Raw genomic sequence first — 26935 nt, 5'->3', positions numbered from 1 at the left:
GTGGGTGTTCGTGGCGTTCATTCGGATCCCACCGGTACGCCCGGCGCGAGCTCGTCCAGGAGGCCGGATTCGCGCACCTGCCGGGCGCCTCGCTCGTAAATGGCGTCGAGCATCTCCGGGGAGCCGTCGTAATCCGGGGGAAGCAGCGCTTCGGGCAGCGTTGCCAGCAAGGGGATCGGGAAACCGTGCAGAGCCCGCTCGGCGACGGCTCGGCCGTGCTCGGCATCCCGTACCTGGTTGATCACCAGCCCGGATACCAGGCGCAACAGTTCCGGCGCGACCAGACGCGGGACTCCGGCCAGGGCCGCGATGTGCCCGGACCTACTGGCATTGGCCACCAGCGCGACGGGCAAGCCGGCGGTGATCGGCGCGAGGTGGTTGGCGAGATCGTGCTCGGGGATCAACTCCCCGACGGCGCCCGCTCCTTCCACCACCAGCACGCTCGATCGCAGACATCGGAGGGCTTCGTGGACGGCTTCCTCGCAGGCGCGGTGCAATCGGGGCGAGACATGGTGGAAGTCGACGCTGTCCTGGCCCCGGATGGGCACCGCACCGGCCGGACTGCCGCAGAGAAAGAGCTCCCCTTCGTGGCCGTGCCCGCGGTCGGGGATCACCGTCACCGGGTTGTGCCACCAACGAGGCGTCGTGCGGGCGGCCGCGCAGTTGTGCAGCGCCCCGCGAAGCGGGCCCGGAACATCGGGATATGCGGCGTCTTCGGGGTCCGTGACGGCAACCGCCTTGAACGGCTGGGCCGGCACTCCGGAATCGACGAGCGCACGCAAGAGATGCCCGCAAATGCTGGTCTTACCGGATCCCGCTGAGACTCCAAGGACGGTCACCCCCGCGAAGCTCGACGTCACATGCCGACCCTTTGGGGCGGGTGGAAAGAGAGGTGGGTGCATCGGAATGCCTTCTGTAGTTCCAACGGCGTGCGTCGATCGATACGCATTGCGGACGCACATTCCGCCGCGGGGTGTAGCCCTTGGTATGACGAGGCTCCCCCGGCGGAGGGGGACGAACAACCCGTTGTCCGTTCCCCGCCGTTTCGGCAACGCATGAGTTTCCGAGTGCCGGGGTGCTCCAACTGCTGGTGGGGGCACGGCCCGAGTCCCGCGACCCGCGACTTCGCGGTCGGCCTCCGGTACAGGAGCCTCCGGCCGCATTCCCGGTCGCGTCGCGGATGTGGTCGCGTTGTCCGTTTCCTCAATGAGGGGCAACGGACAACCACTTGAGGCCCATTCATGCCCCGGCGCACTATCGATGAGCGAGAAGCCGCCCGGTCTCGGCACCGAGCCGGGAACTTCTCGTCAAAGCATTCGTCGACCCCAGGAAAGGGGGTGTGTCATGCGTAACCACAAGTCGGGTCTTCGCCCGCGTCTGGACAAGGTCAAGACGGGCCGCTGAGCCGTGTCCACGACGGTGAATGCCACCGCGGAATTTCCCGCGGTGGCATTCACCGCACCAGGGTACTTTCGTGCGAGGAACCATCCCCATGACATTTGCGCATTCCGCCGGCCGCATACCCGTGGTGACCGTGGTCGACCCCCGCCTGAAGACGACGAGTCTCTGTCTCGGAGTGGGGTACGGCTCGCGGCACGACCCACCGGGGTGCGGTGGTCTGGCACACATGCTGGAGCACTTGCTGATGTCCGCACCGGTCGGCGTCCTCGGGCCCCTGGTCCAGCACATCGAGCGATTGGGCGGCAACGCCAACGCCGAGACCGGTCTGGAACAGATGCTGTTCTACGCGCAGGTGGCCGCTGAGGACGCGGAGCGGACGCTGGACCTCTTGTTGCGCGGCGTGCTCACCCCCGAACCGGACACCGCGACGCTGGACAGCGAGCGCACCGCGGTACTCCAGGAGCTGGCGGCGGCCGAGGCCGACCCTGCGGACGTGGTCCAGGACGCCTTCCTCGCCGCGCTCTTCCCGGACCACCCACTGGGCCGCCCCGTGGGCGGAACCGCTCCCGAGATCGGTGCTCTCGACATCGACACCGTGCTGCGTGCGCACCGCGCTCTCTTCCTCGCCTCCCCCATGGCGCTGGCGGTCGTCGGCCCCGAAGTCCCCCGCATACCCATCGACTTCGCACGGGACGCATGCACCGCCGCCACGCCGCGTCCCGGAATTCCCCTCGGTCCGGTCACGGCGGCCGAGCCCGCCTGGCCGGACGAGTTCGGCTGGGTGGCGGTCGGCGGACGTTCCCCGAGCAGCTCGGACGACGCCGGACGGCAGTGCTACCGGGTCCTGGCGAATCTGATGGGTGCCGACGCCTGTTCGCTGCTCTACCGAGAGCTCAGGGTGTCCTCGGGCCTGGCGTATTCCTTCCAGGCATGGGACCGCGGCTATGCCGAGGCCGGCGCCTGGCGCGTCCTCATCGGAGTGGAGAGCGGCAACGGAGCCAAGGCGGTCGATGTGGTGGTCCGCGGGCTGGACGAACTGGCGACGCGGGGCCCCTCCGACACCGATCTCGACGCGGCGCGCCGACGCGCCCGTATGAGCCTGATCCTCGACACCGAGACCCCGCTGGAGCGCGCCCGGCTGCTGGCCCACCGGGCCCTGGGCCAAGAATCCGCCTGGGACATGGACCGCGAACTGCGCTCGATCGCCGACGTCACGCGCGACGACATCCGGGCGGCGGCCGCGCACGTGCGATCGGGTCTGGTCACCGTCGTTCGCCCGGAGCCACGGTGAGCGCGCAGGCCTGCGGCAGCTATCTGACCGCGGCCGCCGACGCGGGGCTCCTGCAGCACCTTGACGGCCATCCGTTCGTGGCCGGAGAGCGCCATGATCCGCTGTTGGACGAGCGCCAGCTGCTGATCGAATTCTGCGCGAGGGAGCTCCTGACCGATCCCCGCCGATTCGGTGCGGTGGTCGAGATGGCATCGCACGGAGCGCCGGATGCGGACGCGGTGATGGTACGGGCTCCGGGGTCCGTGCCGCTGCCCGGTCCCTGGCGTCGGCACACCACCTACGTGCGGTGCTCGCACCCGCTCCGCGTGACGCCCGCTCCGCCACCGGGGGTGAGCGTTCGCCGGGCCGAGCCGGAGCGGGACGACGCCGACGTGGCGCGCTGGTTGGCCAAGGCGCTGGTCGACGGCAGTGCCGATCACGGTGCGACGGCCGACCGGGCGATGGCCGACGACATCGCTCGCCAGTTCCTCGACGCGCCCGACCGCGTCTCCTACGTGGCCTGCCTCAACGGTCGCGTGATCGGGCACGCCACACTGCTGTGCTCCGCCGACGATCCAGTGACGGGCCGTCCCTACGCGGAACTCGTGGACGTGCTCGTGGAGGCGGAGGACGCGGTGCGCCGGCGGGCCACCGCCATGCTCACCGAAGCCGCCTCGCTCCACGCCCACGGCTTGGCACTCCCCCTGTTCGGAAACGTCATCCACCCCGCCCCCCACAGCGCCCCGGGGGCGGGCGAGCGGATCGTGGCTTCACTGGTCGCACGCGGCTGGGCCGTCGACCACGTCTTCTGGCATCTGCCCGCAGCCAAGAACGAAAGAGACGGTGCGTGAGATGGACCTTTCGATGCTCTACGAGGTCTTGGATGTGCCAGAGGAAGACGGTCCGGGACGACTGCTCTTCGCGGCGCGCAGGGAGCACTACACGCTGCAGTACCTGGTGCTCTCGGCCATTCGCCAAGACGGCGGCGCCATGAGCGACGCGGCCCGCCACGAGCTGGAGCGAGCCGAACGGCGCGCCCGGCACTACGAACAGGTACTCGACCGGGTCACGGCCCGCGTTCCGGCGGTACCCATCAAAGGGCCCATGATCGCCCGCAGTTACCCCGGCGGCCTGCTCCGCCCGCAGGGCGATCTGGACCTGGTGACGAACGGTGAGGCGGACCTGTGGCGAGCGGTCCGTGTGCTCATGGCCGACGAGCCGCTGTACGTAGGGGTCTCCGTCCTGGGCACGTCCACCCGCCACCTCGTCGTGACGCTCACCTGGACTCCCGAGGATCCGCTCCTCGACCCCGAAATTCGCGTCGAGGTCTGCACGGCCGCGCTCGTCGGCGACTACGAGGCGGTCCCGATCCGTGCGGCACTGCCGGAGGACGTTCCGACCGCCAATCTTCTCGCCCTCGCCGAGGAGCGGTTCCAGCGCCCGTTCCATGCCCGGGACGCCATCGACCTCCACATGATCGACCGGACGACGAGCCCCGATGTGGCCGACATCGTGCAGGCCGCTCACGAGTACCAACTGGCACCCGAACTCCGGGAGTTGGTGCTCTACGCGGGGCGGCGCGCTCCCCTGGGGCGGCTGGCCGAACTGGGCACGGCCCTGAAGGAGTACGACCACCAGGAGCGCGCTCGCCGTGCCGGCCGCGATGCGGCCGCGGTCACGCGGGGAAGCGCGGCCGATGCACTGGCACAGGGCCGGCCGCTGTACGGCATGCCGCTGAGGAGCGCCGGGGACCCCGCGGACCGGGAGCGCTCGCATCTCCATCTCTTCGGGAGAAGCGCTCTGTTGCGCACCCCCGTCGGCGACTATCTCCTGGTCGCCGACGAGGTGGTCGGACAAGAGGAGTACGACGCGGCACTCCGGGAGCTCGACCGCCTGACGGAGGACGCACGGTGACGGCCCTGGAAACGCGCGCACTGACCAGGCGCTACGAGTCCAGGAACGCGCGGCGCACCGCCACGGACGCCGTCCACGCTCTGTGCGAGGTGGACCTCGTCGTGGAACGAGGGGAGATTTTCGGGCTGTTGGGTCCGAACGGGGCGGGAAAGACGACGTTGTGCCGCATCCTGTCGACCATTCTGCTGCCCACCTCCGGCACCGCCCGCGTGATGGGGCATGACGTGGTCCAGGAGGCCGATCTCGTCAAAAGCGCCATCGGGATCGTCTTCGGCGGCGACCGCGGACTGTACGCGCGGCTCACGGTCCGGGACAACCTGCGTTTCTGGGCGGCGCTTTACGGTCTGCACGGTCAAGCGCTGCGGCGGCGCTGCGAGGAGCTGCTGGAGCGCATGGGCCTGGCGGAACGCGCGGCCGACCGTGTGGACACCCTCTCCCGCGGCATGAAACAGCGTCTGCACCTCGCTCGGGGGCTGGTCGCCGATCCGCCGCTGCTCATCCTGGACGAACCCACCGTCGGAATGGATCCGGTCGCCGCCCACGATTTCCGCACGCTGCTGTCACAACTGGAGGCAGACGGCCGTACCGTGTTGCTCACCACTCATGACATGGCCGAAGCGGAGGCCGTCTGCGACCGGGTCTCCCTCATGGACCGCGGCCGGATCCTCGCCACCGGGGCGCCCACCGAGATCGGCGCCGCGATCTCCCGCTATGAGCGGGTGGAGGCGAGCGGCGTCCCCGAGGCGGTCACGGCGGCCCTCGCCGAACTGCCCGGCGTGATCTCCGTCCGGAGCACCACCGAAGACCGCACCCGGATCGAGACGGCCGACGCCTCGGCCACCCGGCTCGTGATCCGGCGCCTGGTGGACGCCCACGCCACGGGAATCTCCGCCGGCCGCCCCTCCCTGGAGGAGGTCTATCTCCACATCATCGGTGACCGCGGCATGGTGGTCGGCACATGAGGCACTTCGTCACCGCCGTCCGCTTCCAGCTTCGGCTCATCCGCCGCTCGCCCGACACCATCCAGGTCTGTGCGACCGCGCCGCTGCTGACCCTCATCGTCATGGCGATCAGTGAACACGCCGGCCGTACCGACCTGTCCCCGTACGCGGTGGTCGCGCCGACCCTGATGTCACTGTGGCTGCTCGCGCTCTACACCGCCGGCGAGCTGATCAACGAGGAACGGACACTCGGCACCCTGGAGGGGCTGGTTGCCGCACCGATCCAGCTCGGCACCCTCGTCATGGGCCGGCTGTGCGCGGCGACGGCGGTGGGCATCGTTGCCTTCGCCGAATCCTGGCTCATGGCGGGGGTGGTATTCGGTCGCTGGCTGCATCTCCCGCACCCGTTGGTCACCGTGGCCTGTGTCCTTGCCACGGGGCTGGCGACCGCGGGCACCGCGAGCGTCCTCTCGTCGCTGTTCGTCCTGATGCCCTCCGCGCGCATCATTCAGAACACCCTCAGCTATCCCTTCTACCTGCTGGGCGGAGTCCTGGTACCGGTCAGTTTCCTGCCGGACTGGCTGCGCCCCGCCTCACGGGTGATGTTCTTGTCCTGGTCCGCCGATCTGCTGCGCGACAGCCTCGGACGCGAGCCGGTGTCGCGCGTCGTCCTGAGGCTCGCCGTCATCCTCGGGCTCGGAGCGGTGGGTGCCGCCGTCGGGCTGGTCCTGCTCCACCGGGTCCTCCATCGGGTACGGCGCATCGGCACCCTCTCCCAGGCAGCGTGAGGACGGTCATGTACCTTCACCCCACCCAGGTCATCCGGCACAGTGCGGCGAATGCCTTCGCCGACATGCGCGCCATCTACACCTGGAAGACCTGGACCTTCGGGTGGCTCGGCCGCATGCTGGCCCAGGTCACCTTCTTCGCCCTGCTCGGACGTGCGACCGGCGGCCCGGATCAGGTCACGTACCTGGTCATCGGCAACTCTCTGATGACATGCGTCATCGAATCGCTGACCGTGGTCGCGTCCAGCACATGGGAACGCGCGGCCGGCACGCTGGCGCTGCTCGCCGCCGCCCCGGTCAGACCGGTCTGGGTGTTCTTCGGCCGCAGTCTGCAGTGGCCGCTGAGCGGCACCGGAACCTCACTCGTGGCACTCTTCGGGCTCGCTCCGCTCTTCGGGGTGTCGTGGCACATCGAGCAGATTCCCGTAGTTGCGGCCCTGGTCGTCATCACGTCGTTCACCACGTACTTCCTGGGTCTCGGCCTCTCGGCGTTCGTCCTGAACGCAAGCGGCATACGCAATGTGGTGACCAACGCCGGCTATTTGCTCATGATGGCGATCTGCGGCGTACAAGTGCCCGTCGAATTCTGGCCGGAGTGGGTGGGCCGGCTCGCCCAGGCGATCCCGCTCACCCACTGTCTGGCCGCGCTCCGCTCGGTCGTGGACGGCGCCCCCCTGGCCGTGGTGGGCGCGCACGCGGCAACAGGAGTGTGCGTCGGAGTGCTGTGGCTGGGCGTCGCCCACCTCGCCTTCGACGCGCTGCTTCGACGCGGCCGACGCGCCGGAACCATCGACTTCACCCCGTGACACATTCCCTGCTTCACGACCGGTCCGTTTCCTCGCCTGCCCGCCCTAGGAGATCTCGCGATTGCACCCACAGGTGCATGACGGCGACCCGGTCAGCGCGTCGGAGAGTTCACCCGCATAAGCGGCGAGCAAGGAATTGCACCGATACCTCCCCGGCTCCGCCGGCACCAAGAGGTTCGCTTGGTACAGGGCATCCAGCCGCTGTGCGGCGACCCTCTCCGGCACACCGAGAATGCGTGCCGCAGCGCGTGCGGAGATCTCCTTGTGCAGGTGCGCACACACCATGCGAAATGCATGCGCGACGTCCTCATCCAAAGCCTGATACGACCAGGAGAACGCCGCACGGACCGAGGCGGCCGGATCGTGCAGGCAACTGAGGAATTCCAGGCGATCCGGCTCCATCATCGCGGTCATCTCGACGAGCGAGGAGTACTGTCCCGTCGAATAGTGCTCGGCCGCGATCCGAACGGCCAGAGGCAGGTGGCCACAGAGCCGGACGACATGGAGGAGCGCTTCGGGGCTCTCGTCCCGCAGGTCCCGCGTACTGGCGCACCGCAACAGGGTGACGGCCTCCTCGGACGATAACGGCCCCAGGGACAGCCGCGCCGCCCCGTCCCTCGCGACGAGCCCGCCCAGCCGGTTCCGGCTGGTGACGAGAACCGTGCAGTCGGGGGTGCCGGGCAGCAGCGAGCGCACCTGGTCCGCGGTGGCTGCGTTGTCGAGCACCATGAGCATCCTGCGCCTGCTCACCAGGGTCCGGTACATCGAGACGCGCCCCCGGACCGTGACCGGAACCGCATCGGAGGCGACTCCCAACGCATGCAGAATATCGGCCAGTGCGTCGTATATGCGCAAGGCTTCCTTATGGGGCCCGTTGCCGTGCAGATCCTGGAAGAGAATGCCGTCGGTGAACTCATCCGCATGCCGATGCGCCCATTGCAGCGCCAACGTTGTCTTCCCGACGCCGGGCGCACCGTCGATCACCATGACCCGCGCCGTTCCGGAGTGGTCCGCACACTGTTTGCGCGCCTCCCGGTCGACGTTCGACAGCTGATCATGCCGTCCCGTGAAGTGAGGTGCTGTGGGCGGGAGCTGGATCGGCGACTCGACGCTTTTACGGGGCCTCCGGGCCACCCCCGACGCCGAGAAGGCGAGGACCAGCTCACCCCCGGCCTGCAGAATCTCGTCGCATCGGGCGGCGAGACCCTCGGAAGCATTCTTCTCGCCGGTCTCCACCCTGCTCAAATACCCTTTGCTGTAGTGCACCAATTTTGACAATTCCCCGAGGGACAGCCCCAGCTTCGTGCGATACAGTCGCAGCTTTCCCCCGAAGTGAATTTCTTCCGCACGAGAATCCTCATGCTGCACTGTTCAATTCCCCCCTGTAGGCATGGTTGCCGCGATGCGCCGCATCGATATCGCAGGCCTCGTGATGTATGACGTATCTTCAGCGCGCAGGGTTGGCGTTCCGGCGGGGGTGGGACGGGTGGTCGCCGGCGAACCTGTCGAGGGCACCGACCGGTAGCCGGAGTATCCGGCGCTTCCCCTGCTCGCGCCCTGGGCGCTACACGCGGAGGGAGCCGACAATCCTGCGCCGTCGGACGCGGGCGGTGCAGGTGCGGTTCACGGGCGCTCCTCGTTGCGTGCAGGGGGAGGACCGGGCCGGATTCCCGCCGCCTTCCCGTCGGATGTCCCCACCCTCGTGCGCACCGCTGCCGATCCGTTGCCGTTTCGCTTACGCACGGCTAACGCCCCCAGCCCCCTGCCACGGGGCACCCGACCGCTGGGTATGACGGTTCGGCTCAGTGCACGAACGGACGGTTCGGCATCACCGTGCACACAGCCGGTCCCATGCCGACTGACTCTCATCGTCCGCGGCGCGGTAGATCACCAACCGCTGGTCCGGATCCTGAAGTGGCACAAGCACCTCGAAATGCACGGCGATCTCACCGGCGTCAGGATGCCGCATCACCTTGCGCCCGCGGCCGTTGACCTTGACGTCCCGCTCGGCCCACCATCGCGCGAATTCCTCGTCCCGAGTGGTGAATTCGGCGATGAGGTCGGTCAACGCCCGATCCTCCGGATGCGCGGCCCACGCAGCGCGCAGATGGGCGATCCCCTCCCGCACGACGCGTTCGCGGTCGACATAGAACTCACGCATCTCGGGATGCATCAGGCACAGCCACATCGCATTGCGCTGCGACGGCGGCAGGGTGTCGAAATCCAGGAGCAGCCTCGTCATCTCGCCGTTCCAGGCCAGGATGTCGTAGCGGTGGTTCATCAGCATGGCCGGCAGCGGCGACAGGTCGGCGATCAGCCGGGCCAATGGCGTCGCTGCGGTGGTGGCGGGCTCGTCCACGTTGCGGGGGCGATGCCGGGCCAGGCCGAAGAGGTAGGCGCGTTCGTCGGGAGCCAGGCGCAGCGCCCGGGACAGCGCCTCCAGCACGTCCGCCGAGGGCCGCAGCCCGCGGCCCTGCTCCAGCCGCACGATGTAGTCGATGCTGACCCCGGCCAGTTCGGCGACCTCTTCGCGGCGCAATCCCGGGGTCCGCCGCGACTGCCGACGCGAGGGCAGGCCGAAAGCGTGCGGGTCCAGACGTTCGCGCCGGGACCGCAAGAACGCGGCCAGCTCCTGCGTCGCGTCCACGGTGCGGGTCATCACGGTCGATCCAACAGCCAGGGTGGGACTGGCATTCCCAGGAACTTCTTTCCCTTATCCCCGGCTCGCGGCGGTCACAGAGTGGTTCTCGACAACGGATCGCAAGCACAGGAGGACACGATGTCGCTCACCCTCGACACCTACCGGCTGCTGGGCCGTTCCGGGCTGCGGGTCTCACCGCTGGCGCTGGGCGCGGCGACCTTCGGCACCGATTGGGGCTGGGGCGCCGAACGGGACGAGGCGCGCAAGCTGTTCGACCGCTACATCGAGCGCGGCGGCAACTTCATCGACACCGCCAGCACCTACACCAACGGCAGCTCCGAGCGCCTCCTGGGCGAATTCACCCGCGACAACCGCGAAAGCCTGGTGCTGGCAACGAAATACTCGACGCTGCGCCGGCCCGGCGATCCGAATTCCGGGGGCGGTCACCGCAAGAGCCTGTTCGCGTCGGTGGAAGCAAGTCTGCGACAGCTGAATACGGACTACATCGATCTGCTCTACCTGCACATGTGGGACGTCACGACGCCGGTCGAGGAGATCCTGCGCGGCATGGACGATCTGGTCCGGCAGGGCAAGGTCTTGTACGTGGCGATCTCCAACGCCCCGGCCTGGCAGGTGTCACGCATGCAGGCGATCGCCGACCTGCGCGGCTGGTCGCCGCTGGTCGCGCTGCAGATCGAATACAGCCTGATCGAGCGTGCCGGGGAACGCGACCTGATCCCCATGGCGCGCGAGATGGGGTTGGGGGTGGCCCCGTGGTCACCGCTGGCCGGCGGGGTGCTCACCGGCAAGTACAGCCGGGACGATCTGACCGCGACGCACGTCGCATCCGATGACGGCACCCGCAAGAGCGTCACCATCGCAGGCGGCGCGCTCACCGAACGCAGCCTCGCCATCGTGGACGTCGTGAAGGAGGTCGCCACGGAGCTGGGCCGCACACCCGCCCAGATCGGGCTGGCCTGGACCCTGCAGAACCCGGGCGTGACGGCACCGACCATCGGCGCCCGCACCCCCGCGCAGCTGGAGGACAATCTGGGCGCCCTGGAGGTCGATTTCACCGCCGCCCAACTGGCCCGCCTCGACGAGGCCAGCGCGATCGCACTCGGCTTCCCGCACGACGTGCTCGCCGGCGAGGTGGCCCGCACACTGATCAGCGGCGACCTGAAGGTCGACACCCGCCACTGATACCCGATCGGGGCCCGAGGGCGGTGCCCACCCTCGCGCGTCACTGCTGCGCGAGGTGTGTCTCAAGCCAACGGAGCAAGGCCGCGAACGCCGGGGACATGGTGGTGTCCGACTGGGCGAGAACGGTCGAGCGGCCACCGTCCTCCACCGTGATCGTGTAGCTCATCGCGTCCCTGGCAGGGCTCGCGTCCCTGGCGCGGCCGGGCCGGTCGGGCTCGGCCGCCGGGACGGCCGCCGCCACCAGCTGTGCCAGCTCCGTGGCGGCGTTCTCGGGCAGGGTGTCGGAGTCCAGGACCTCGGGCGGGAGGCGGAGGAGGATCGCAGCCGCCTGCCCGCCGTGTCTCGCCAAAGTCACCTTCATCGTGCACAACCTCCCGGCCGACCGAGCGACGTTCCTCGCCGTGGCGATCGTCCGAGGGTCGGCCCGCATCAACCGCTGACGGTCACTTCTGCTTCAGCGCGGTCACGTCCTTGGCCAGCCCCGACACCTGGGCGGTCAGTGCCCCGATCTGCTGGGTCAAGGCTGCCAGACCGTCCTCCCGGCCGACGCCACCGTCCCGGGTTGCCGCGAGGCTCCGCGCTCGGGCGACACCGGCGGGGACCCCGCTGATCTGGATGCCCACCTCCTGCCATGCCGACAACACGGCCAGCTGTTCGGCGCTGCCGGCCCGGTACAGCTCCTCGGCCTTCTGGTAGGTGGTGTCCGCGAAATCCTGGAACGTCGTCTCGACGCTGGACGCCTTGAGCGATTCGTACCAGATGAGTCCGGGAGCCTCCCATGCGAATCCGCCGATGCGCATCGCCGTCAGATAGAAGGCCTTGTTCGGAATGCCGGAGTTGATGTGTACCCCGCCGTTGTCCCCTCGCTCCGTGTCCGGCAGATTGAGGAATCCGCTCATGTGGTCGGGCTGAGGGTCCTTGCCGAACAGGGCGTTGTCGTATGCCTGTCCCGGGGCCTTCATCGAACGCAGGGCATCGGCCTCGATGCCCGGGGTGAAGACCTCGGTTCCGATCAGCCAGTCCGCCGTCTCGGCCGATTGCTTCAGCGACCACTGCTTGACCAGCGTACCGAAGACGTCGGAAATCGACTCGTTCAGAGCCCCAGGCTGATTGTGATAGGCGAGCCCGGCGGTGAACTCGGTGACCCCGTGAGTCAACTCGTGCGCGATTACGTCGATGGATCTGGTGAAGTCGGTGAACGTCCTTCCGTCGCCGTCACCGAATACCATCTGCCGTCCGTCCCAGAACGCATTGTTGTAATTCACGTCGAAGTGGACGTATCCGTCCAGGCGCATTCCGCGGCCGTCGAGCGAATGACGCTGGAATACCTCGCCGTAGAAATCGCGTGTCGTGCCCAGTCCGTTGAACGCTCGGTTGACGGACTCGTCCGCGGACGCCGGCCCCTCCTCCGACTGGGCGAGAACGGCGAAGGGGAGGAACCTGCCCTTCCGGCAGTCAAAGATCGTCCGCCGGCCGTTGCCGGGCGCGGCGGCGCCGGCGAAGGACGCCCGGACCGCGCGCTCGCCCCGCAATCGAGAGGTGGCCAGCATGGTGTCCAAGGCGGCCCGGCGCACCTCACTGTCTTCGCTTTCCAAGAGCTTGTGGAGAAGGTGCGGGGGGATGATGCAGTTGACGCGGCAGGTCCTGCTCATGAGTACCTCCTGTGTAAGAGGAGCGCCGGTGACGCATCGAGAGTTTGATTGTCGGATCGGGCGTTCTGATACCACCGCTCACTGCACTTCGAGGCCGAAGATGACGGGGCAGTGGTCTGATGCTTTGGGCTTGTCCTGCCCCACGCCCGGGAACCGGGGACCGGTGTATCTGGTGGCGCGCAGCGGTGTCCCTTTGCGGAAAATCTCAGGCAGCACGTGCGCATTTGCCCGGGCGAGTGAGGCTGACGGAAGAAGGTAGTCCAACTGCTCGTACTCGTCGCCGTCGTTCCAGTAATGCGTCCACCGGTCCTCTTCGGGCAGGCGAGCTATCACATTCTCGATCTGGTCCCAGGTGACGAGTTGATCGATGCCGGAAGCCCCATTTCCGTCCGGGCCCAGATAGTCGTTCAGATCGCCCAGGACCACGAACGGATGGTCTCCCGGAGCCTCGTGCCCGAAGCGGTCGGTGACGATGTCCCTCACCTTCTTGGCCTGCCGTTCCCGCTTCTCGCGGGTCTCCGCGCGTCCGCCGAGCATGGATTTGAAGTGATTGACGAAGAGCGTGACCGACGTCCGTCGCCCCTGACCCGCCTCGACCTCGATATCGACCTCAAGGCAGTCGCGGGAGAACAGCGCTGCCGTCGGGCTCGCAGGGTCCATGAGGTGCTGGTGTGAACGGATACGCGTAATCGGCCACTTCGACAGCACTGCGACATCGATCAGCCGGGGATCGTTGCCGTCCACCCCGGCGACGTAGGGGTATTGCGAGCGTCCGCCGAGAGCCTGGTCACGGAAATGTTTGAGGGTGTCGACGTTCTCCACTTCTTGCAGGCACAGCACGTCAGCCTGCAACTCCCGTACGGCTGCTCCCGTGATCGCCTTGTCGTCCACGCCCAGTTCGTCGAAGCGGGTCTGGTCGACGATCCAGCCTCGTGAGTTGGCGGTCGCAGGGTCGACGCCGGATTTGAACCGCCAGCGCGCGAACAGGTTCTCGACATTGAACGTGGCAAGTCGCAGCGTTGTCACGTGCCCTCCCGAAAAGTTCGGGGTGGAATGTGGCCATCGCGGAGAAACAGGGCTGCAGAGAAGCGGGGAAACGGAACGGCGAGAGAAGTGTCGGTGCCGGCCATCTCTGTTTCGAGCGGCAGGGCCACGCCGTTATCAACAGTTTCCTGCCGGCCACGGTGACTGGCAAACGCAGCGCCGGTCATGCCGGAACAATTCAGTGTGCCCTAGAGCGATGCGCCAACCACACAGCGCGACCAGCTCAGAGGCGAAGCGGCCGACTCAGTCGCGGTGCAGCCGCCAGTTGATCAGCTGGTCAGTATCGGAATGCATTGGAGGCGCTACGGCACTCGGAAGGCCAGGACCGCGTTCTGACCACCGAAGCCGATGGAGTTGCTGAGTGCCGCACGCAGGCGCTGGGAGCGGGGGGCCTGGGTGACGACGTCCAGGTCGATGTCGGGGTCGAGGCGGTCGAGGTTGGCGACGGGCGGGATGGTCTGGTGTTGCAGGCTCAGTACGGTGACGGCGGCTTCGATGCCGCCCGCGCCGCCGATCGAGTGTCCAAGGATGCTCTTGTTCGCCGTGACCGGCGGCGGTGTGCCGAAGACCGAGCGCAGAGCGCGCGCTTCGGCCAGGTCGTTCTGCTGAGTGGACGTCCCGTGGGCGTTGACGTGGTCGATGTCCGACGCCGACAGGGCGGCATCGGCGAGTGCGGCGCGGATGGCCCGAACCACTCCCTGACCCTCCGGGTCGGGTGAGGTGGAGTGGTAGCCGTCGGCGGAGGCCCCGTATCCGGCAACGAGGGCGCGGATCAGCGCATTTCTGGCGCGGGCATCCGCCAGCCGTTCCAGTACGAGGACGCCCGCACCCTCGCCCAGCACGAACCCGTCCCGGTCCGCATCGAACGGCCGACATGCACCGGCGGGGTCGTGCACCCTGGCGGACAGGGCTCCCATCTGACCGAAGGTGGCCGCGGCCATGGGGTAGCAGACGCTTTCGCTGCCGCCGGTGATCGCGATGTCGCACGCTCCGGAGGCGAGCAGGTCGCGGGCGACGCCAATGGCTGTGCCCCCGGACGCGCAGGCGGTGGAGGTCACCAGGCTGGGACCCAGCGCCTTGAGGTCCGTGCTGATTTCGCCGGCGAGCATGTTGGCCACCGTGCGCGTGATGCTCAAAGGGGAAATTGCCTTGTGCCGACCGCTGCTGAGCAGGTCGTATTCTTTTTGGCTCTGGTCGTTGCCGCCGTTCCCGTTGCCGAGGACCACGGCGACGCGGGCCCCGTCCCAGGCGGTGGGGTCCCATCCGGCATCGGTGACCGCTTCGCGGGTGGCGACCAGCCCCATCTGGATGAATCTGTCGATACGCCAGCTCAACCGGCGCCCAAGGAGGGCCGCGGGGTCGAAGTCGGGCACCCGGCAGGAGAAGTTCACCGGAAGATCGGCCAGCTGCTCGTCCGCGGCGGCCGTCGACCGGCCGGAGAGCAGCCCGTCCCATGTCGCTCGGACACCGATCCCGGCCGGGGTCACCAGTCCCAGCCCGGTGACCGCGACATCCACCGCCGTCATGGGATGGTGGGGGTGGTCGGTACGTCCTGCCGGGCGGTGTCCGTGCCGACAGACTCCCCGTCGTTGCGCCGCTTCTCGATGATCTGGCAGAACTCCCCGAGCGTCGGCTTGATGTCCGCCTCTGTCAGGTGGACGCCGAGCCGGTCCTCGATGATCACGGTGAGTTCGGTGATCGAGAGCGAGTCGAGTTCCAGGGCCTCGAAGGTGGCGTCGGGCTTGATGGTGTCTTCGGGCACGCCCAAGTGCTCGGTGAGCAGGTCGGAGATGAACTCGTATGTGGTGGTCATCGGTATCCCTCGTGAAGTGAGTGCGGATGGTGGGGGGTGGGCGATTGGGTGGTTGGCTGGTTGGGAGGTCGGAGAGGAGTGGGTGGCTCAGCGGTCGGGTGAAGAGACGTTGCGGGCCGATGTATCGGCCCCTGACGTGACGTGACATTCGTCGTGGTCGGTGCGGTATACGGGCCTGGCCAACCGGGACAGGACGAGGGCACGTACCTTCAGGAGCGGAGCGGGGGCCCACCAGTTCCAGCGGCCTGCCAGGCCCATGAGGGCCGGCACGATCAGGCACCGCACGAGCGTGGCGTCGATGGCGACCGTCAGGGCCAGGCACACTCCGAGCTCTTGCAGAACGGCCAGCGAGGAGGCGGCCAGTGCGCCGAGGACGATGACGACGGCCAGTGCGCCGACGGTCACCAGCCGTCCGGTGCGCTGCAATCCGGTGACGACGGCCCGTTCGTTGTCCCCGGTGCGCAGATATTCCTCGCGGATGCGCGCCACCAGGAAGACCTCGTAGTCCATGGACAGCCCGAACGCGATACAGAACACCACCGCCGGAATCAGCGGATCGACATGACCGGTGGCGGTCCCGCCCAGGAGCCGGGACAGATGTCCGTCCTGGAAGAGAGAGACCATGGCCCCGAACGCCACCGTCAGACTCAGCAGATTCATGACCACGGCCTTGACCGGGACGAGCACGCTCCCCGTGAAGAAGAACAGCAGCACCGCGACGGCGCCGATGACCAGCGCGGCGGCCCAGCCCAGATGCCGTGCAAGGGTCTCCTTCATATCCACCAGCGAGGCCGTCTCCCCGGCCACCAGTACCGGGCCCGCCCCCTTCTGCGCCCTGACCGCGCCGACCAGCTGCTGAGCCGTCGCACTGTACGGTCCGGCTTGTGTGGTGATGGAGTACCAGGTCCCGTGCCCGGTGCCGCCGGCAGGCCGGGCGGGCGGCGCGGCGAGTCGTCGGCCGTCACGGAAATTCCCCTCGGCGCCCAGAACCCGGTCGGCGCCCGGCAGCCGGGAGAGGGTCCGGCCCATGCGGTCGGCGGCCGGGGAGCCCGCCCGGATCCCGGGGGTCAGCGCCGTGAGCGTGGTCCCGTTCAGCAGCGGGAACTCGGCGCGCGCCCGCTCCGCGGCGAGGCGCGGAGCCGCATCACGGGGCAGCCAGTCCTCGTCGATGAACCCCATGCGCGCCCCGGAGGCAGGCACGGCGAGGAGTACGAGGAACGCGGACACGGTGATGAGTACGGCCAGTGGGCGCCGCAGCACCGCGCGGGCCAGCCGCTCCCAGAAGCCCGGAGCACCGGCGTCCCGGGCCCGCCACAACCGTAGGCGCACGGGCCGGCGGCTCAGGCGGCGCCCGAAGAGCGCGAGCAGCGCCGGCTGGACCACCAGCGCGGCGACACCGGCCAGGCAGACCACCGCCACGGCGCCGGCGCCCAGCGAGCGGTGGAAGGGGGTGGGGAAGAACAACAGCGCGCAGAGGGACAGCGTCACCACGGCTACCGAAACCGCGACCGTGCGGCCTGCCGAGCGCACGGTGGCGCGCACCGCATCCGACACCTCCAGCCCGCGGTCCAGCTCCTCCCGGAAGCGACTGACCATGATCAGGCTGTAGTCCACCGCCAGCCCGAATCCCAGGGCGGTGAGGATGTTGAGTGCGAAGACGTTCACCTGATAGTGCCGCGCCAGCAGGTCCAGGACGGCCATCGCGCCGGTGACGCTGACCAGCCCCATGGCGAGCGGCAGCGCACAGGCCAGCACCGAGCCGAACACCAGCAGGAGCACGGCGCAGACCAGCGGAATGCCGATCATCTCGGAGCTGACGAGGTCGCGGCGGCTCTGCTCTTGGGCGTACTGGTTGACGGACAGCCGTCCGGACGCCTCCACGGTCAACGGAGGCCGGGCACCGGCGTACTTCCGGATCAGGCGCTGCGCGGTGCGTGTCATCTGCTGGTCGTCCCCTGCGATGGCGAGCGTCAGCAGGGCGGCATGCCGGTCGGCCGACAAGAACAGGGACGGGGTGGGCGGGGACCAGGGGGCGCGTACGAAGACGACACCGGGTTCGGCGGCCAGTTCGGCGACGAGCCGCCGACCGGCCGCCGAGGCCTCCCGCCCGTCCACCGCACCCGTCGAACGGGCCACGAACATCAGCTTCGGGGTCCCGGAGGTGTAGCGCTGCGTCAGCAGCCGCTCCGCACGGCTCGACTCCGCCGACCGGTCGAAGTATCCGCCGTCCACCAGGCGTCCGTGCACGCCGCCGGCGGCGATACCGGAACCGAGTACGGCCATCAGGGCCAGGGCCAGGATCAGCCATCGGTACGTCACGGCCCAGTGTCGAGGGGCCGTGGCGGGCCGCTCCCTCTCCTGCTCCCGGACCGCTTCTCCGCTCATCATCACAGCCCGGCGCGCGCCGTCATCTCGTCCAGCTCCTGCATCCACAGCTGCACCAGGCCGTCGCAGCTGCCGACCGTCCGGTCCGCGACGAAGCAGATCTGTGCGGTGGCGGCATAGCTGGAAAGGCATGCCGCGAGCGCATGGCCGGCCGGGAGGAGATTCAGCGGGATGACGTCGGTGATCACCCGGTCGCCGAGCCGGAGACGCTTCTCGGGTCCGGGAACGTGGGACGCCAGTACCGTCGTGCTCCGCGGGTGCAGGTCGAGTTCGAGGAGCCAGCGGCCGAACCGGTCGGGGACCATCCGTCCCAGGGCGCCGGCGTGGGGATTGAAAAGCGAGGAACGGACCTTGCGCGTACGGGCTTTCACGTGCTCCAGTCGCGCAACGGGATCGTCCAGGCCGACGGGCAGCCGTACTGCCGCGCCCAGCACCGAGTTCCCCCTCTTGCCCGCGTTGTCCCGACGCCGCAGGGTGACCGGCACCATCATGCGCATCGGTTGCCGGCCCAGCGGCCGGCCGCGTTCCCCGGCCCAGCTCTTGAGCGCGCCGGCCAGGGACGACAAGTACAGGTCGTTGGGGGTGGCTCCGTGTGCGGCGGCGACTTTCCGGAAACGGGCCAGCTCCACGCCGCCCCACGCATAGTGCAACTCGCCTGTCAGGGGAAAGCCGTCCGGTACGAGACGAGCGGCCCGGCCCAGTCCGCCCAAGGCGCCGATGCCTTCGCGGACGGCGGTGGCCAGCTCGGCTGTGGTGCCACGGCGGGCTGCGCGGCCGGGCGGCGGGGCGCCTGCCTTTGAGGAGGCGGCGGGCCCGCTGAGGGTGCCGCGGAAGAGTTCGCTGAGCAGCATGCCGTCGAAGTGCGCATGATGCCCGCGCAGTACGACCGCGAACTCATCGGGGGCGTAGCCGTGCAGAATCCATACTCCCCAGAGGCGTTCCGGCAAGGGTGCCGCGGCCAGATCCCCCAGCGCGGCGCGCAGTCCGTCCAGCCGTGTCCCCGCGGGGACGGACGTACGAAAGACATGGTCCGCGGCGGCGAACGGGGCCTTCGCCCCGCTGTCGGACCCACCTGGTGGCGCTTCAGCGAGTTCCGGATAGCGGGCTACCGCAAGGTCCACCAGGAGACACATTTCCTCGTGGTCGGGCACGTCCCCCGTGATGCGGCTGACGCCTCCCACCGCGACCGATGTGCCGGGGTGCGCCGCTGCGTAGTCGAAGAAGGCTCCCCTGTATTGCCTGACGCCGGCCTGCCGCCCAGCAGTGGGCGCCGGATCCTGTCCGGCAGCGGCTCGGCGAAGGACATCTCGGAGACCCATCTCGATCCCTTCCTGTAAAGAGGACGAGGACGTGAACGCAAGAGATATGTGCTGGTCCATCAGATATCGCTGCGCCACCGGCAATTGGGCCGAACGCGGTGTGCCGGAGAGCTGGCAGCTGCCGCGCTCGGCGCCGGGCCGCACTCGGCGCAAATGCACAGTTCTAAAGAAGTCGGCCGCGGTGCCTGGCGAGTTTACTGAGAGTGTCCAGTGAGCTATCCGATCCCCGCAAAAGAGAGGAGCCGTCCCCGATGAAGCGTTCACATATACCGATGTGAGCGGTGTACACCTCGTCCACGGCGTTCAGCAGATGCCGGCGGGTTCTGCAGGAATCCCTGCATATTTCATTGTGCATTGCACCCCAGGCGCGCAATCGGGTGATGAGCACGCGGTGATCGGCCGACCAGAGCCCGGAGAACCCTTCGGCGGAATGCTGGGGCGGTGTCATGGAAGGCCGCACGATGCGCTCATACGCGGACCGGGAAAAGGAGGCGGTCAGGCGCATGGCGGCGGCACTCGCATGCAGGAAGACGCGCGTGGCCTGAACGCCCGGCCCGCAGGAACGGGCGTGCGGTGCGGCCAGTGCGTCCTGCAAGCCCACGATGGCCGCTTGGGTGAGTGCGAAGAACAGGCGGTGCCCGTGTATCCAGCGCTGCTGAGCGGCCGTATTGTGCGTCAGTCCCGGTACCGCGACGGGAGCCAGGCAGACCGCATCCAGAGCCTGGTGGAGCGCCGGTTCGGCGGCGCCTTCGGGCAGCGAGACCATGGCGCTCACCGTGGTGACCAGTGCCTCGGAAAGCAGCAGGGCCGGCGCACCGGAGACCACCCGGATGACACCGAAAAAGGAGTCGTAATCGGATTCCCGTGGGTCGGACAGCCGGCGCCGGACCGAGCGAACCGGGCGGCCTTCTCGAACGGATGAACGCCACAACGACTCAAGCCTCTCGGGCAGCTGATCCGGGTCGGGAAGCCGGAGTTCGACGCGACGGAGATGCATAAGCGACATAATAGACAAAGCATAATAAGGCCGCTACTTTTCCGTTATGGGTGATGAGTTTGAAGCGGCGGTGGAAACGGCCACCAGACAACTGGTCGCCCATTGGCGGGCATTGGCGGCCCGAGAGGTGCCGGTTACTCCGCCGTGCGAACCCGGCTCGCTGCTCACCGCACTGCCGTCGGCGCCTCCCGAGCAAGCGGAGAGCCTTGAAGAGCTGCTGGCCGACACCTGGAAGGTCATCGTCCCGGGCCTGACCCATTGGCAGCATCCGGCATTCCTGGGCTACTTCCCGACCAGTAACTCCCCTTCGTCCGTGCTCGCCGAGTACGTCACCGCAGGGCTGGGCGTACAGGGCATGATGTGGTCGACATCGCCGGCGGCCACGGAGCTGGAGCAAGTGGTCACGGACTGGTTGGCCCAAGCCCTCGGCCTGCCGGAAGCCTTCCGCCATTCGAGTGGCCGCGGTGGTGGAGTCATTCAGGACTCCGCCTCATCGGCGGTACTCGTGGCCACTGCGGCGGCCCTCCAACGGGCGTCGCAGGGGCGATGGCGTACGGCCGGAACCGAGGGCCGCTACCGGATGTACTGCACGGAACGGGCCCACTCCTCCGTCCCGAAGGCCGCCCGGCTCGCCGGCCTGGGCGAGCCGCAGCTCATCGCCACACTGCCGGGCACCGGCCGGATGGATCCCGATGCGCTCGGCGCGCGCCTCGACGCCGACCGCGCGGCCGGCTTCATCCCCGCCGTCGTCGTCGCTACGGTCGGCACCACCGACATCTGCGCCGTGGACCCCGTACCGGACATCGGGCAGCTGTGCCGGCGGGAGGACGTGTGGCTGCACGTGGATGCCGCCTACGCGGGCTCCGCGACACTGTGCCCGGAATACCGGCACCTCATCGACGGCATCGCCTTCGCCGACTCCTACGCCGTCAACGCCCACAAATGGATGCGTGCGGGGACCCCGTGCGACGTCATGTGGACCTCCGACCGTGCCGCTCTCACCGACGCGATGAGCATCTCCCCCTCATACCTGCGGAACCCCGCGACCGACTCCGGCCGGGTCGTGGACTTCCGCGACTGGCAGGTACCCCTCGGCCGCCCCATGCGTGCCCTCAAACTCTGGTACGTGATGCGGGCCCACGGCGTGGAAGGCCTGCGCAAGGCCATCCGTCACGACATCCACCTGGCGGCCCGGCTGGCCCGCCTCATCACGGCCGAGCCCGGGTTTCACCTGGAGGTGCACGAGCTGGGCCTGGTCGTCTTCCGTCGCGACACCGACGACAACACCCGTGACCTGCTCTCCCGCCTGCAAACCGACCCCACGCTCCTGTGCACCCCCACAAGCGTCAACGGCCGCCCCGCCGTCCGGGCCGCCTTCGGATCTCCGTACGTCGATGCGGACACGCTGCACTACGTCTGGAATCGGATCCGCACCCACGCCCAGCAGCCGGAGAACTTCGCGGCCTCCCCTTCGTGACACGGCGGCATATGACGTCGTCCGCGGTCCTGCCTGACGTGAGAGAAGACGGGATCGGTGTGAGACTGGGCACGGAAGGGGTGATCCCCGTGTCGGACCCACCGCATGCGTCCTCCGGTCCCGACACCGCCGTAGACGAGAATCGGCTGGAAGAGCTGATCATCGAGGCGCAGACGGCCCTGCCGGTCGAAATGCCCGCCCTGGCGCAGCGGTGCGCCTCGGCCCTCGGTCTGGACACCGCGCTGATCTACCTCGTCGACCTGCAACAACGGCTGCTCATCCCACTCGACGAGGCCTTCGAGCCGCTGCCGGTGGATCGCTCGACGGCCGGCTGGGCGTACCGCACGGTCTCCCCGCGGGTGGCCGAGGCCGAGGACGGCTTGGTCGTCTGGATGCCTCTGGTCGACGGTGCGGAGCGGCTGGGCGTACTGGAGGTGCGGACCGCCTCGCTCGACGGGATCCGGATGCGCCGCAGCCAGATCCTGGCCCATCTGTTCGCCATGCTGATCACCTCCAAGCGCGGCTACAGCGACTGGCTCGCCGCCCGCACCCGCACCGCGACCATGCAGTTGCCCGCCGAGATGCTGCGGGCCTTCCTGCCACCCCGCACCATCGGCAGCAGCAGGTGTGTCTCGACCGCGGTCATGGAACCTGCGTACGAGATCGCCGGCGACGCCTACGACCACTCGGTGATCAAGAACGTGCTGCACACCATGATCCTCGACGCCATGGGGCACGATCTGACCGCCGGCCTGACCACGTCGATCGCCATGGCGGCGGCGCGCAACGCCCGCCGCGGCGGTAGCGAACCGGCCGACGTCGTCGGCTCCGTCGACGAGGCGCTCGCCCAGTGGGTGCCCGACCAGTTCTGCACCGGCGTGCTGTGTCGGCTCGACGCCGAGACCGGGGTGCTGCGCTGGATCAATTGCGGTCACCCCGCACCGCTGCTGATCCGCGCCGAGCGGGTGCTCGACGGGGCGCTGGACAGCCCCCCGCAGCCGCCGATCGGCCTGGCCGGCCCGCTCGCCCCGGCAGCCCGGCAGGTCCACGAGACGACGCTGGAACCGGGTGATTGCGTCCTGCTCTACACCGACGGTGTCGTGGAGGCGCGCGACGCGGACGGTGCGGAGTTCGGCCTCGACCGGTTCACCGACTTCATCATCCGCTCCACCTCCGCCGGCCAGCGCCCGGCGGAGGTGCTGCGGCTGCTCATCCACGCCATCCTCGACTACCAGCGCAACCAACTGCGGGACGACGTGACCATCCTGCTCTTCGAATGGCGCCCGCAGTGCCGGTGACGCGGTATCGCGCCGGGCCTCACTGCGCTGGTAGCAGCTTTGTCAGCAGCTCTTGTCGCGGTGTGTTTCCGGAAGTTCGCCGGCTGTACGAGGGCTGGGGAGCCTGCCAGATGTCGTCAGCAGTTGGAGGGATGCGCCGCAGAGGTGTCAGCGAGGCGGCGTGACCAGCCCCATCTCATAGGCGGTGATCACGAGCTGGACCCGGTCCCGGGCGCCCAGTTTGCTGAGCAGCCGTGACACGTGCGACTTGGCGGTGGCCACGGTGATGAAGAGGTCCTCGGCGATCTCGGTGTTCGACCGGCCTCGTCCGACCAGGGTCAGCACTTCCCGCTCCCGCTCGGTGATGCCCTCGACCGGACGTGGGGGGCGCTCCGGGGCGGCCGCGGGGCGCCTGACGAAGTCCGCGATCAGACGGCGCGTCACACCCGGCGCGATCAGCGCGTCGCCGGCGGCGACCACGCGGATCGCCGCGAGGATGTCGTCCAGCGCCATGTCCTTGACCACGAAGCCGCTCGCGCCCGCCCGGAGCGCGCCGTAGACGTGGTCGTCCTCGTCGAAGGTGGTCAGGACGAGGACGCGGGCGGCTGACGGACCGGCGGTGATCAGGCGGGTGGCCTCGATCCCGTTCATGCCGGGCATCCGGATGTCCATCACCACAACGTCGGGGCCGACGTCCCCGACCAGTTGGACCGCCTCGGCGCCGGTGGCGGCCTCACCGACGACCTCCAGGTCGGGGTGGTCTGCCATGATCACGCGCAGACCGGACCGCACCAACGGCTGGTCGTCGGCGAGGACGATGCGGACGGTCATCGGGCCTCCACCGGAACTCCGACGGGTTCGGGCAGCGGCAGTCGCGCGGCCACCCGGAAGCCGCCCTCAGGACGCGGCCCGGCGGTCAGGTGGCCGTGCAGCAGGCCGACCCGCTCCCGCATGCCGACGAGGCCGAAGCCATGGGCCGAGCCGTTCTCGTGGGCACCGTGCCCGTCGTCGACGACCTCCACGGACAGTTCCTCGTCTCCGTAGTTGATGGTCACCCGGCATTGCCCGGCGCCGGCATGGCGGACCACGTTGGTCAGCGCCTCCTGCACGATGCGGTAGGCGGACAGGTCGATGTCGGCGGGCAGCGGCCGGTGATTCCCGCTGACCCGCAGGTCGACGCGTACCCCCGCGTCCGCGGTCGTCGCCGCCAGCCTTTCCAGGTCCGCCAGGCCAGGCGACGGTGCGAGCGATGCCCGCCCCGGCTCCGCCGCGCCCGGGTCGGCCTGACGGAGCGACACCAGTGTGCGCCGAAGGCCCGACAGGGTCTCTCTGCTGGTGGCCTCAATGGCGCGCAGCGCCTCGCGGGCCTCCGCAGGCTGCGTCTCGATGACCCGGCTGCCCACTCCGGCCTGGATGGCGATGATGCCGATGCTGTGCGCGACCATGTCGTGCAGTTCCCGTGCGATACGCAGTCGTTCGGCGGTCACTGCCTCGGCCACCTCCTGCGAACGCAGCGCCACCGCGTGCTCGCGGCGCTCGCGACTCAGCAGACCGACCGTGCAGGACGCGGCCATCGCCAAGAGCGCGATCACGCCGTTGACGGTCAGGTTGTCCCCGTGTGCGAAGCCGCCGATCACCACGGACTGCACGGCGAAGGACACGGACACGGCGACGATCCGAGCTCGCCGTGTGCAGGTGGCGACGATGAAGCCCAGGACGAGGTCCACCGCCAGATACGACAGGAACTGGCCCTGAAACGACACCGCCAGGTCCGCATGGGCGGAGCTCGGAGTGGCCACCACCACCGCGGTGGACCCGAAGAGCGTCATGGCCAGCGCCGGCAGCGGCATCCGTCGCACCACGCCGACGAGCAAGCTCACGGCCAGCAGCGACCCGACACCGTGGACCGTTCCCGACGCCCGCGTCGCGCCCCCCACCAGCAGACCCACCATGAGGAGGTAGGAGGCACCCCCCGCCCAGGCCACGGCCTTCGTTCTCGTCATCGGCAGCGTGCCCTCGTGAGACGAAGGCCGCGGTGCGCGACACGCGCGGGCAACGGAGTGATCGTTATGGGGTTCACGCCGCGAGACTAACCGGCCACCGTCCGCGCGGCATCAGCCCGGGGACGTACACCCCCGGGCGAATCCGGCGGAACGATTGCCGCCCACGGCCCCATGTCCGAACGGGGGCCGCTCGGCAGTGTGGGTGTCGTGATCGAAGTCAGCGAACTCACCAAGCGCTACGGCAGCAAGACTGCCGTCGACCATCTGTCCTTCACCGTCCGACCGGGCCAGGTCACCGGATTCCTCGGCCCCAACGGAGCCGGCAAGTCCACCACCCTGCGGATGATCCTCGGTCTGGACGCGCCCACCACCGGCGCCGCCACCGTCAGCGGCGTCCCCTTCCACCGCCACCCGCGCGGACTGCGGCACGTCGGCGCCCTCCTCGACGCCGGCCAGGTCCACGGCGGACGCAGCGCCGCGGCTCACCTGTCCGCCCTGGCCCGCAGCAACGGCATCGCGCGGCGCCGGGTGGACGAGGTGCTTCAGGAGGTGGGGCTGGCCGAGGTGTCGGCCCGCCGCATCGGCGGATTCTCCCTCGGCATGAAGCAGCGGCTGGGCATCGCCACCGCCCTGCTCGGCGACCCGCCCGTGCTCATGTTCGACGAGCCGATCAACGGCATGGACCCGGAGGGCGTGCGCTGGGTACGCCGGCTCTTCCGGCGCCTGGCCGCCGAGGGGCGCACGGTCTTCCTCTCCAGCCACCTGATGTCGGAGATGGAGAACACCGCCGATCAGCTGGTCGTCATCGGCCGGGGCCGCCTCATCGCCGCCGAGTCGGTACGGGACTTCGCGGCCCGCGGCACCCGTTGCAGCGTCGTGGTCGGGACACCGCAGGCCGCCGAGCTGGCAGCCGTGCTGACCGCGGCGGGCGCCTCGGTCGAGCCGGAGGGCTCGGCCGGCGCCGAGAAGCTCGCCGTGACCGGGCTCCCGGCGGACCGCATCGGAGCGCTCGCCTTCGAGAACCGGATCCAGCTGGCGGAGCTGACCACCCGCACCGCCTCGCTGGAGGCGGCCTTCATGGAACTCACCGCCGACAGCACCGAATACCTGGCAGGACAGCCCCGATGACCACACCCGTCTCCATCACCCCGACCACCTCGGCCGCGCCCGTCGGCGAGCCGCCCGTCCGCTTCCGCGATCTGCTCGCCGCTGAGTGGATCAAGATGCGGTCCCTGCGCTCCACCCCGTGGACGATCGCACTCACCCTTCTGTTCGTCATCGGCTCCACCGTCGTGGCCACGCTGGCGGACCACGCCGCAGGCTCTGGTCCCGCCGATTTCCGCGCCTTCGACGCGTACCCGGCAACCGGCTACTGGACGCTGATGCTCGTCGCCGGCGGTCTTGGTGCCCTCACCGTCGTCAGCGAGTACAACAGCGGCCTGATCCGCACCACCACCGTGGCCGTCCCGGCCCGCGGCTCGGTCGTGCTGGCCAAGGCGACCGTCACCGCGGCGCTGTGGACGACGGTGGGCACGGCCGCCTCCACCGGATCCTTCCTGGTCTCCCAGGCCATCCTGAACGGACGCCACGCCGGCGTTCCCCTCACCCACCCCGGGGCGTTCCGGGCTCTGGCGGCCTCCGCGTTGCTGGCCCCGGTCTGTGCACTGGTCGGTCTGGGCCTCGGCGTTCTGCTCCGGCACGCCGCCGCGACCATGGTCACCAGCGTCTTCACCCTGCTGATGCTGCCCCCCATGTTCTCGGAGCGCACCCGCTGGTCGGCGGACATCAAACACGCGCTGGTGTCGGCCTCCTGGAGCCGTCTGGTCCAGAACTGGGACCCGGATCCCCGATCCCTGGGCTACAGCGCCACGATCCCCGGCTCCTGGACCGTGTACGCGCTCTGGCCGCTGATCGCGGTCGCACTCGCCGTGCTCGTCGTGCGGCACCGCGACGTGTGAACGTGCCTCCGGGGCACCCTTGCGTGCCCCGGAAGCGAGGGGCTAC

Annotated in this window: 25 protein-coding genes; 11 read left to right on the top strand and 14 right to left on the bottom strand. The window is 69.0% G+C overall.

Features of this window, described 5'->3' with window-relative positions:
• Positions 1 to 17 precede the first annotated feature (17 nt).
• Positions 18 to 782: a P-loop NTPase family protein gene (locus tag AC5677_RS01705; RefSeq protein WP_497193189.1), complete on the bottom strand. Its 765-nt coding sequence runs from the start codon at positions 780 to 782 to the stop codon at positions 18 to 20.
• A 710-nt stretch (positions 783 to 1492) separates the two neighbouring features.
• On the opposite strand from AC5677_RS01705, the gene AC5677_RS01700 reads away from it, so the two are divergent.
• From AC5677_RS01700 to AC5677_RS01675, 6 genes are read left to right on the top strand one after another with little or no spacing between them, the layout of a single operon-like run.
• On the top strand, positions 1493 to 2692 hold the full coding sequence (locus AC5677_RS01700; RefSeq protein ID WP_497193188.1) for a M16 family metallopeptidase: 1200 nt from the start codon (positions 1493 to 1495) through the stop codon (positions 2690 to 2692).
• A complete protein-coding gene (locus AC5677_RS01695) occupies positions 2689 to 3522 on the top strand; it encodes a GNAT family N-acetyltransferase (protein WP_497193187.1) in 834 nt (277 codons plus the stop codon). Before AC5677_RS01700 ends, AC5677_RS01695 begins: the two co-directional genes overlap by 4 nt.
• A gap of 1 nt (position 3523) precedes the next feature.
• Complete coding sequence (locus AC5677_RS01690; RefSeq protein WP_497193186.1) at positions 3524 to 4585, top strand: nucleotidyltransferase family protein; 1062 nt, start codon at positions 3524 to 3526, stop codon at positions 4583 to 4585.
• Positions 4582 to 5547, top strand: coding sequence for an ABC transporter ATP-binding protein (locus tag AC5677_RS01685; protein ID WP_497193185.1), 966 nt, complete (start codon positions 4582 to 4584; stop codon positions 5545 to 5547). The genes AC5677_RS01690 and AC5677_RS01685 overlap by 4 nt, the downstream gene beginning before the upstream one ends.
• Positions 5544 to 6314 (top strand): ABC transporter permease, encoded by a 771-nt coding sequence (locus AC5677_RS01680; RefSeq protein WP_497193184.1) that lies wholly within the window; start codon positions 5544 to 5546, stop codon positions 6312 to 6314. Before AC5677_RS01685 ends, AC5677_RS01680 begins: the two co-directional genes overlap by 4 nt.
• Positions 6315 to 6322: 8 nt before the next feature.
• Positions 6323 to 7120, top strand: a complete 798-nt coding sequence (locus AC5677_RS01675; RefSeq protein WP_497193183.1) for an ABC transporter permease — start codon at positions 6323 to 6325, stop codon at positions 7118 to 7120.
• Positions 7121 to 7165: 45 nt separating this feature from the next.
• Here the strand turns inward: AC5677_RS01675 and AC5677_RS01670 are convergent, their stop codons facing one another.
• Complete coding sequence (locus tag AC5677_RS01670; RefSeq protein WP_497193182.1) at positions 7166 to 8488, bottom strand: helix-turn-helix domain-containing protein; 1323 nt, start codon at positions 8486 to 8488, stop codon at positions 7166 to 7168.
• Between the two features lie 460 nt (positions 8489 to 8948).
• Entirely contained in the window at positions 8949 to 9779 is an 831-nt protein-coding gene (locus AC5677_RS01665; protein ID WP_497193181.1) for a helix-turn-helix transcriptional regulator, read from the bottom strand.
• Positions 9780 to 9899: 120 nt separating this feature from the next.
• On the opposite strand from AC5677_RS01665, the gene AC5677_RS01660 reads away from it, so the two are divergent.
• A complete protein-coding gene (locus AC5677_RS01660; protein WP_497193180.1) occupies positions 9900 to 10964 on the top strand; it encodes an aldo/keto reductase in 1065 nt (354 codons plus the stop codon).
• Positions 10965 to 11004: 40 nt separating this feature from the next.
• Here the strand turns inward: AC5677_RS01660 and AC5677_RS01655 are convergent, their stop codons facing one another.
• The 9 genes from AC5677_RS01655 to AC5677_RS01615 all read right to left on the bottom strand — a co-directional run bounded on the left by AC5677_RS01655 (position 11005) and on the right by AC5677_RS01615 (position 20174).
• Positions 11005 to 11325, bottom strand: coding sequence for a protealysin inhibitor emfourin (locus AC5677_RS01655; protein ID WP_497193179.1), 321 nt, complete (start codon positions 11323 to 11325; stop codon positions 11005 to 11007).
• Positions 11326 to 11407: 82 nt separating this feature from the next.
• Positions 11408 to 12691, bottom strand: coding sequence for a M4 family metallopeptidase (locus tag AC5677_RS01650; RefSeq protein ID WP_497193178.1), 1284 nt, complete (start codon positions 12689 to 12691; stop codon positions 11408 to 11410).
• A 3-nt stretch (positions 12692 to 12694) separates the two neighbouring features.
• Positions 12695 to 13642 (bottom strand): endonuclease/exonuclease/phosphatase family protein, encoded by a 948-nt coding sequence (locus tag AC5677_RS01645; RefSeq protein WP_497193177.1) that lies wholly within the window; start codon positions 13640 to 13642, stop codon positions 12695 to 12697.
• Positions 13639 to 13827 carry a hypothetical protein gene (locus AC5677_RS01640; RefSeq protein WP_497193176.1) on the bottom strand — a complete coding sequence of 63 codons (189 nt, stop codon included), beginning with the start codon at positions 13825 to 13827 and terminating at the stop codon, positions 13639 to 13641. The genes AC5677_RS01645 and AC5677_RS01640 overlap by 4 nt, the downstream gene beginning before the upstream one ends.
• 135 nt (positions 13828 to 13962) lie before the next feature.
• The gene (locus tag AC5677_RS01635; protein ID WP_497193175.1) at positions 13963 to 15186 is read right to left on the bottom strand and encodes a beta-ketoacyl-[acyl-carrier-protein] synthase family protein; all 1224 of its coding nucleotides are present in this window, start codon (positions 15184 to 15186) and stop codon (positions 13963 to 13965) included.
• Entirely contained in the window at positions 15183 to 15473 is a 291-nt protein-coding gene (locus AC5677_RS01630; protein WP_497193174.1) for an acyl carrier protein, read from the bottom strand. The genes AC5677_RS01635 and AC5677_RS01630 overlap by 4 nt, the downstream gene beginning before the upstream one ends.
• Positions 15474 to 15560: 87 nt before the next feature.
• Entirely contained in the window at positions 15561 to 17792 is a 2232-nt protein-coding gene (locus AC5677_RS01625) for an MMPL family transporter (RefSeq protein ID WP_497193173.1), read from the bottom strand.
• A 68-nt stretch (positions 17793 to 17860) separates the two neighbouring features.
• Positions 17861 to 18979 carry a WS/DGAT domain-containing protein gene (locus AC5677_RS01620; RefSeq protein ID WP_497193172.1) on the bottom strand — a complete coding sequence of 373 codons (1119 nt, stop codon included), beginning with the start codon at positions 18977 to 18979 and terminating at the stop codon, positions 17861 to 17863.
• 361 nt (positions 18980 to 19340) lie between these two features.
• Positions 19341 to 20174 carry a 3-methyl-L-tyrosine peroxygenase-related protein gene (locus AC5677_RS01615; protein WP_497193171.1) on the bottom strand — a complete coding sequence of 278 codons (834 nt, stop codon included), beginning with the start codon at positions 20172 to 20174 and terminating at the stop codon, positions 19341 to 19343.
• A gap of 46 nt (positions 20175 to 20220) precedes the next feature.
• Between AC5677_RS01615 and AC5677_RS01610 the strand changes: the two genes are divergently transcribed.
• Together AC5677_RS01610 and AC5677_RS01605 are read left to right on the top strand one after the other, a co-directional pair.
• Positions 20221 to 21651, top strand: coding sequence for a pyridoxal phosphate-dependent decarboxylase family protein (locus AC5677_RS01610; RefSeq protein ID WP_497193170.1), 1431 nt, complete (start codon positions 20221 to 20223; stop codon positions 21649 to 21651).
• Between the two features lie 80 nt (positions 21652 to 21731).
• Positions 21732 to 22949, top strand: coding sequence for a PP2C family protein-serine/threonine phosphatase (locus AC5677_RS01605; protein WP_497196477.1), 1218 nt, complete (start codon positions 21732 to 21734; stop codon positions 22947 to 22949).
• Positions 22950 to 23096: 147 nt separating this feature from the next.
• Here the strand turns inward: AC5677_RS01605 and AC5677_RS01600 are convergent, their stop codons facing one another.
• Together AC5677_RS01600 and AC5677_RS01595 are read right to left on the bottom strand one after the other, a co-directional pair.
• Positions 23097 to 23759: a response regulator gene (locus AC5677_RS01600; protein WP_497193169.1), complete on the bottom strand. Its 663-nt coding sequence runs from the start codon at positions 23757 to 23759 to the stop codon at positions 23097 to 23099.
• Positions 23756 to 24931 (bottom strand): sensor histidine kinase, encoded by a 1176-nt coding sequence (locus AC5677_RS01595; protein WP_497193168.1) that lies wholly within the window; start codon positions 24929 to 24931, stop codon positions 23756 to 23758. Before AC5677_RS01595 ends, AC5677_RS01600 begins: the two co-directional genes overlap by 4 nt.
• Before the next feature lie 207 nt (positions 24932 to 25138).
• On the opposite strand from AC5677_RS01595, the gene AC5677_RS01590 reads away from it, so the two are divergent.
• Both AC5677_RS01590 and AC5677_RS01585 read left to right on the top strand, forming a co-directional pair.
• The gene (locus AC5677_RS01590) at positions 25139 to 26059 is read left to right on the top strand and encodes an ATP-binding cassette domain-containing protein (RefSeq protein WP_497193167.1); all 921 of its coding nucleotides are present in this window, start codon (positions 25139 to 25141) and stop codon (positions 26057 to 26059) included.
• Positions 26056 to 26889 (top strand): ABC transporter permease, encoded by an 834-nt coding sequence (locus tag AC5677_RS01585; protein WP_497193166.1) that lies wholly within the window; start codon positions 26056 to 26058, stop codon positions 26887 to 26889. The genes AC5677_RS01590 and AC5677_RS01585 overlap by 4 nt, the downstream gene beginning before the upstream one ends.
• The last annotated feature ends 46 nt before the right edge of the window (positions 26890 to 26935 follow it).

Source organism: Streptomyces sp. JLSY215 (assembly GCF_059682825.1).
Note: the sequence above shows the minus strand (reverse complement) of the source record. Positions and strands in the feature narration are given on the sequence as shown.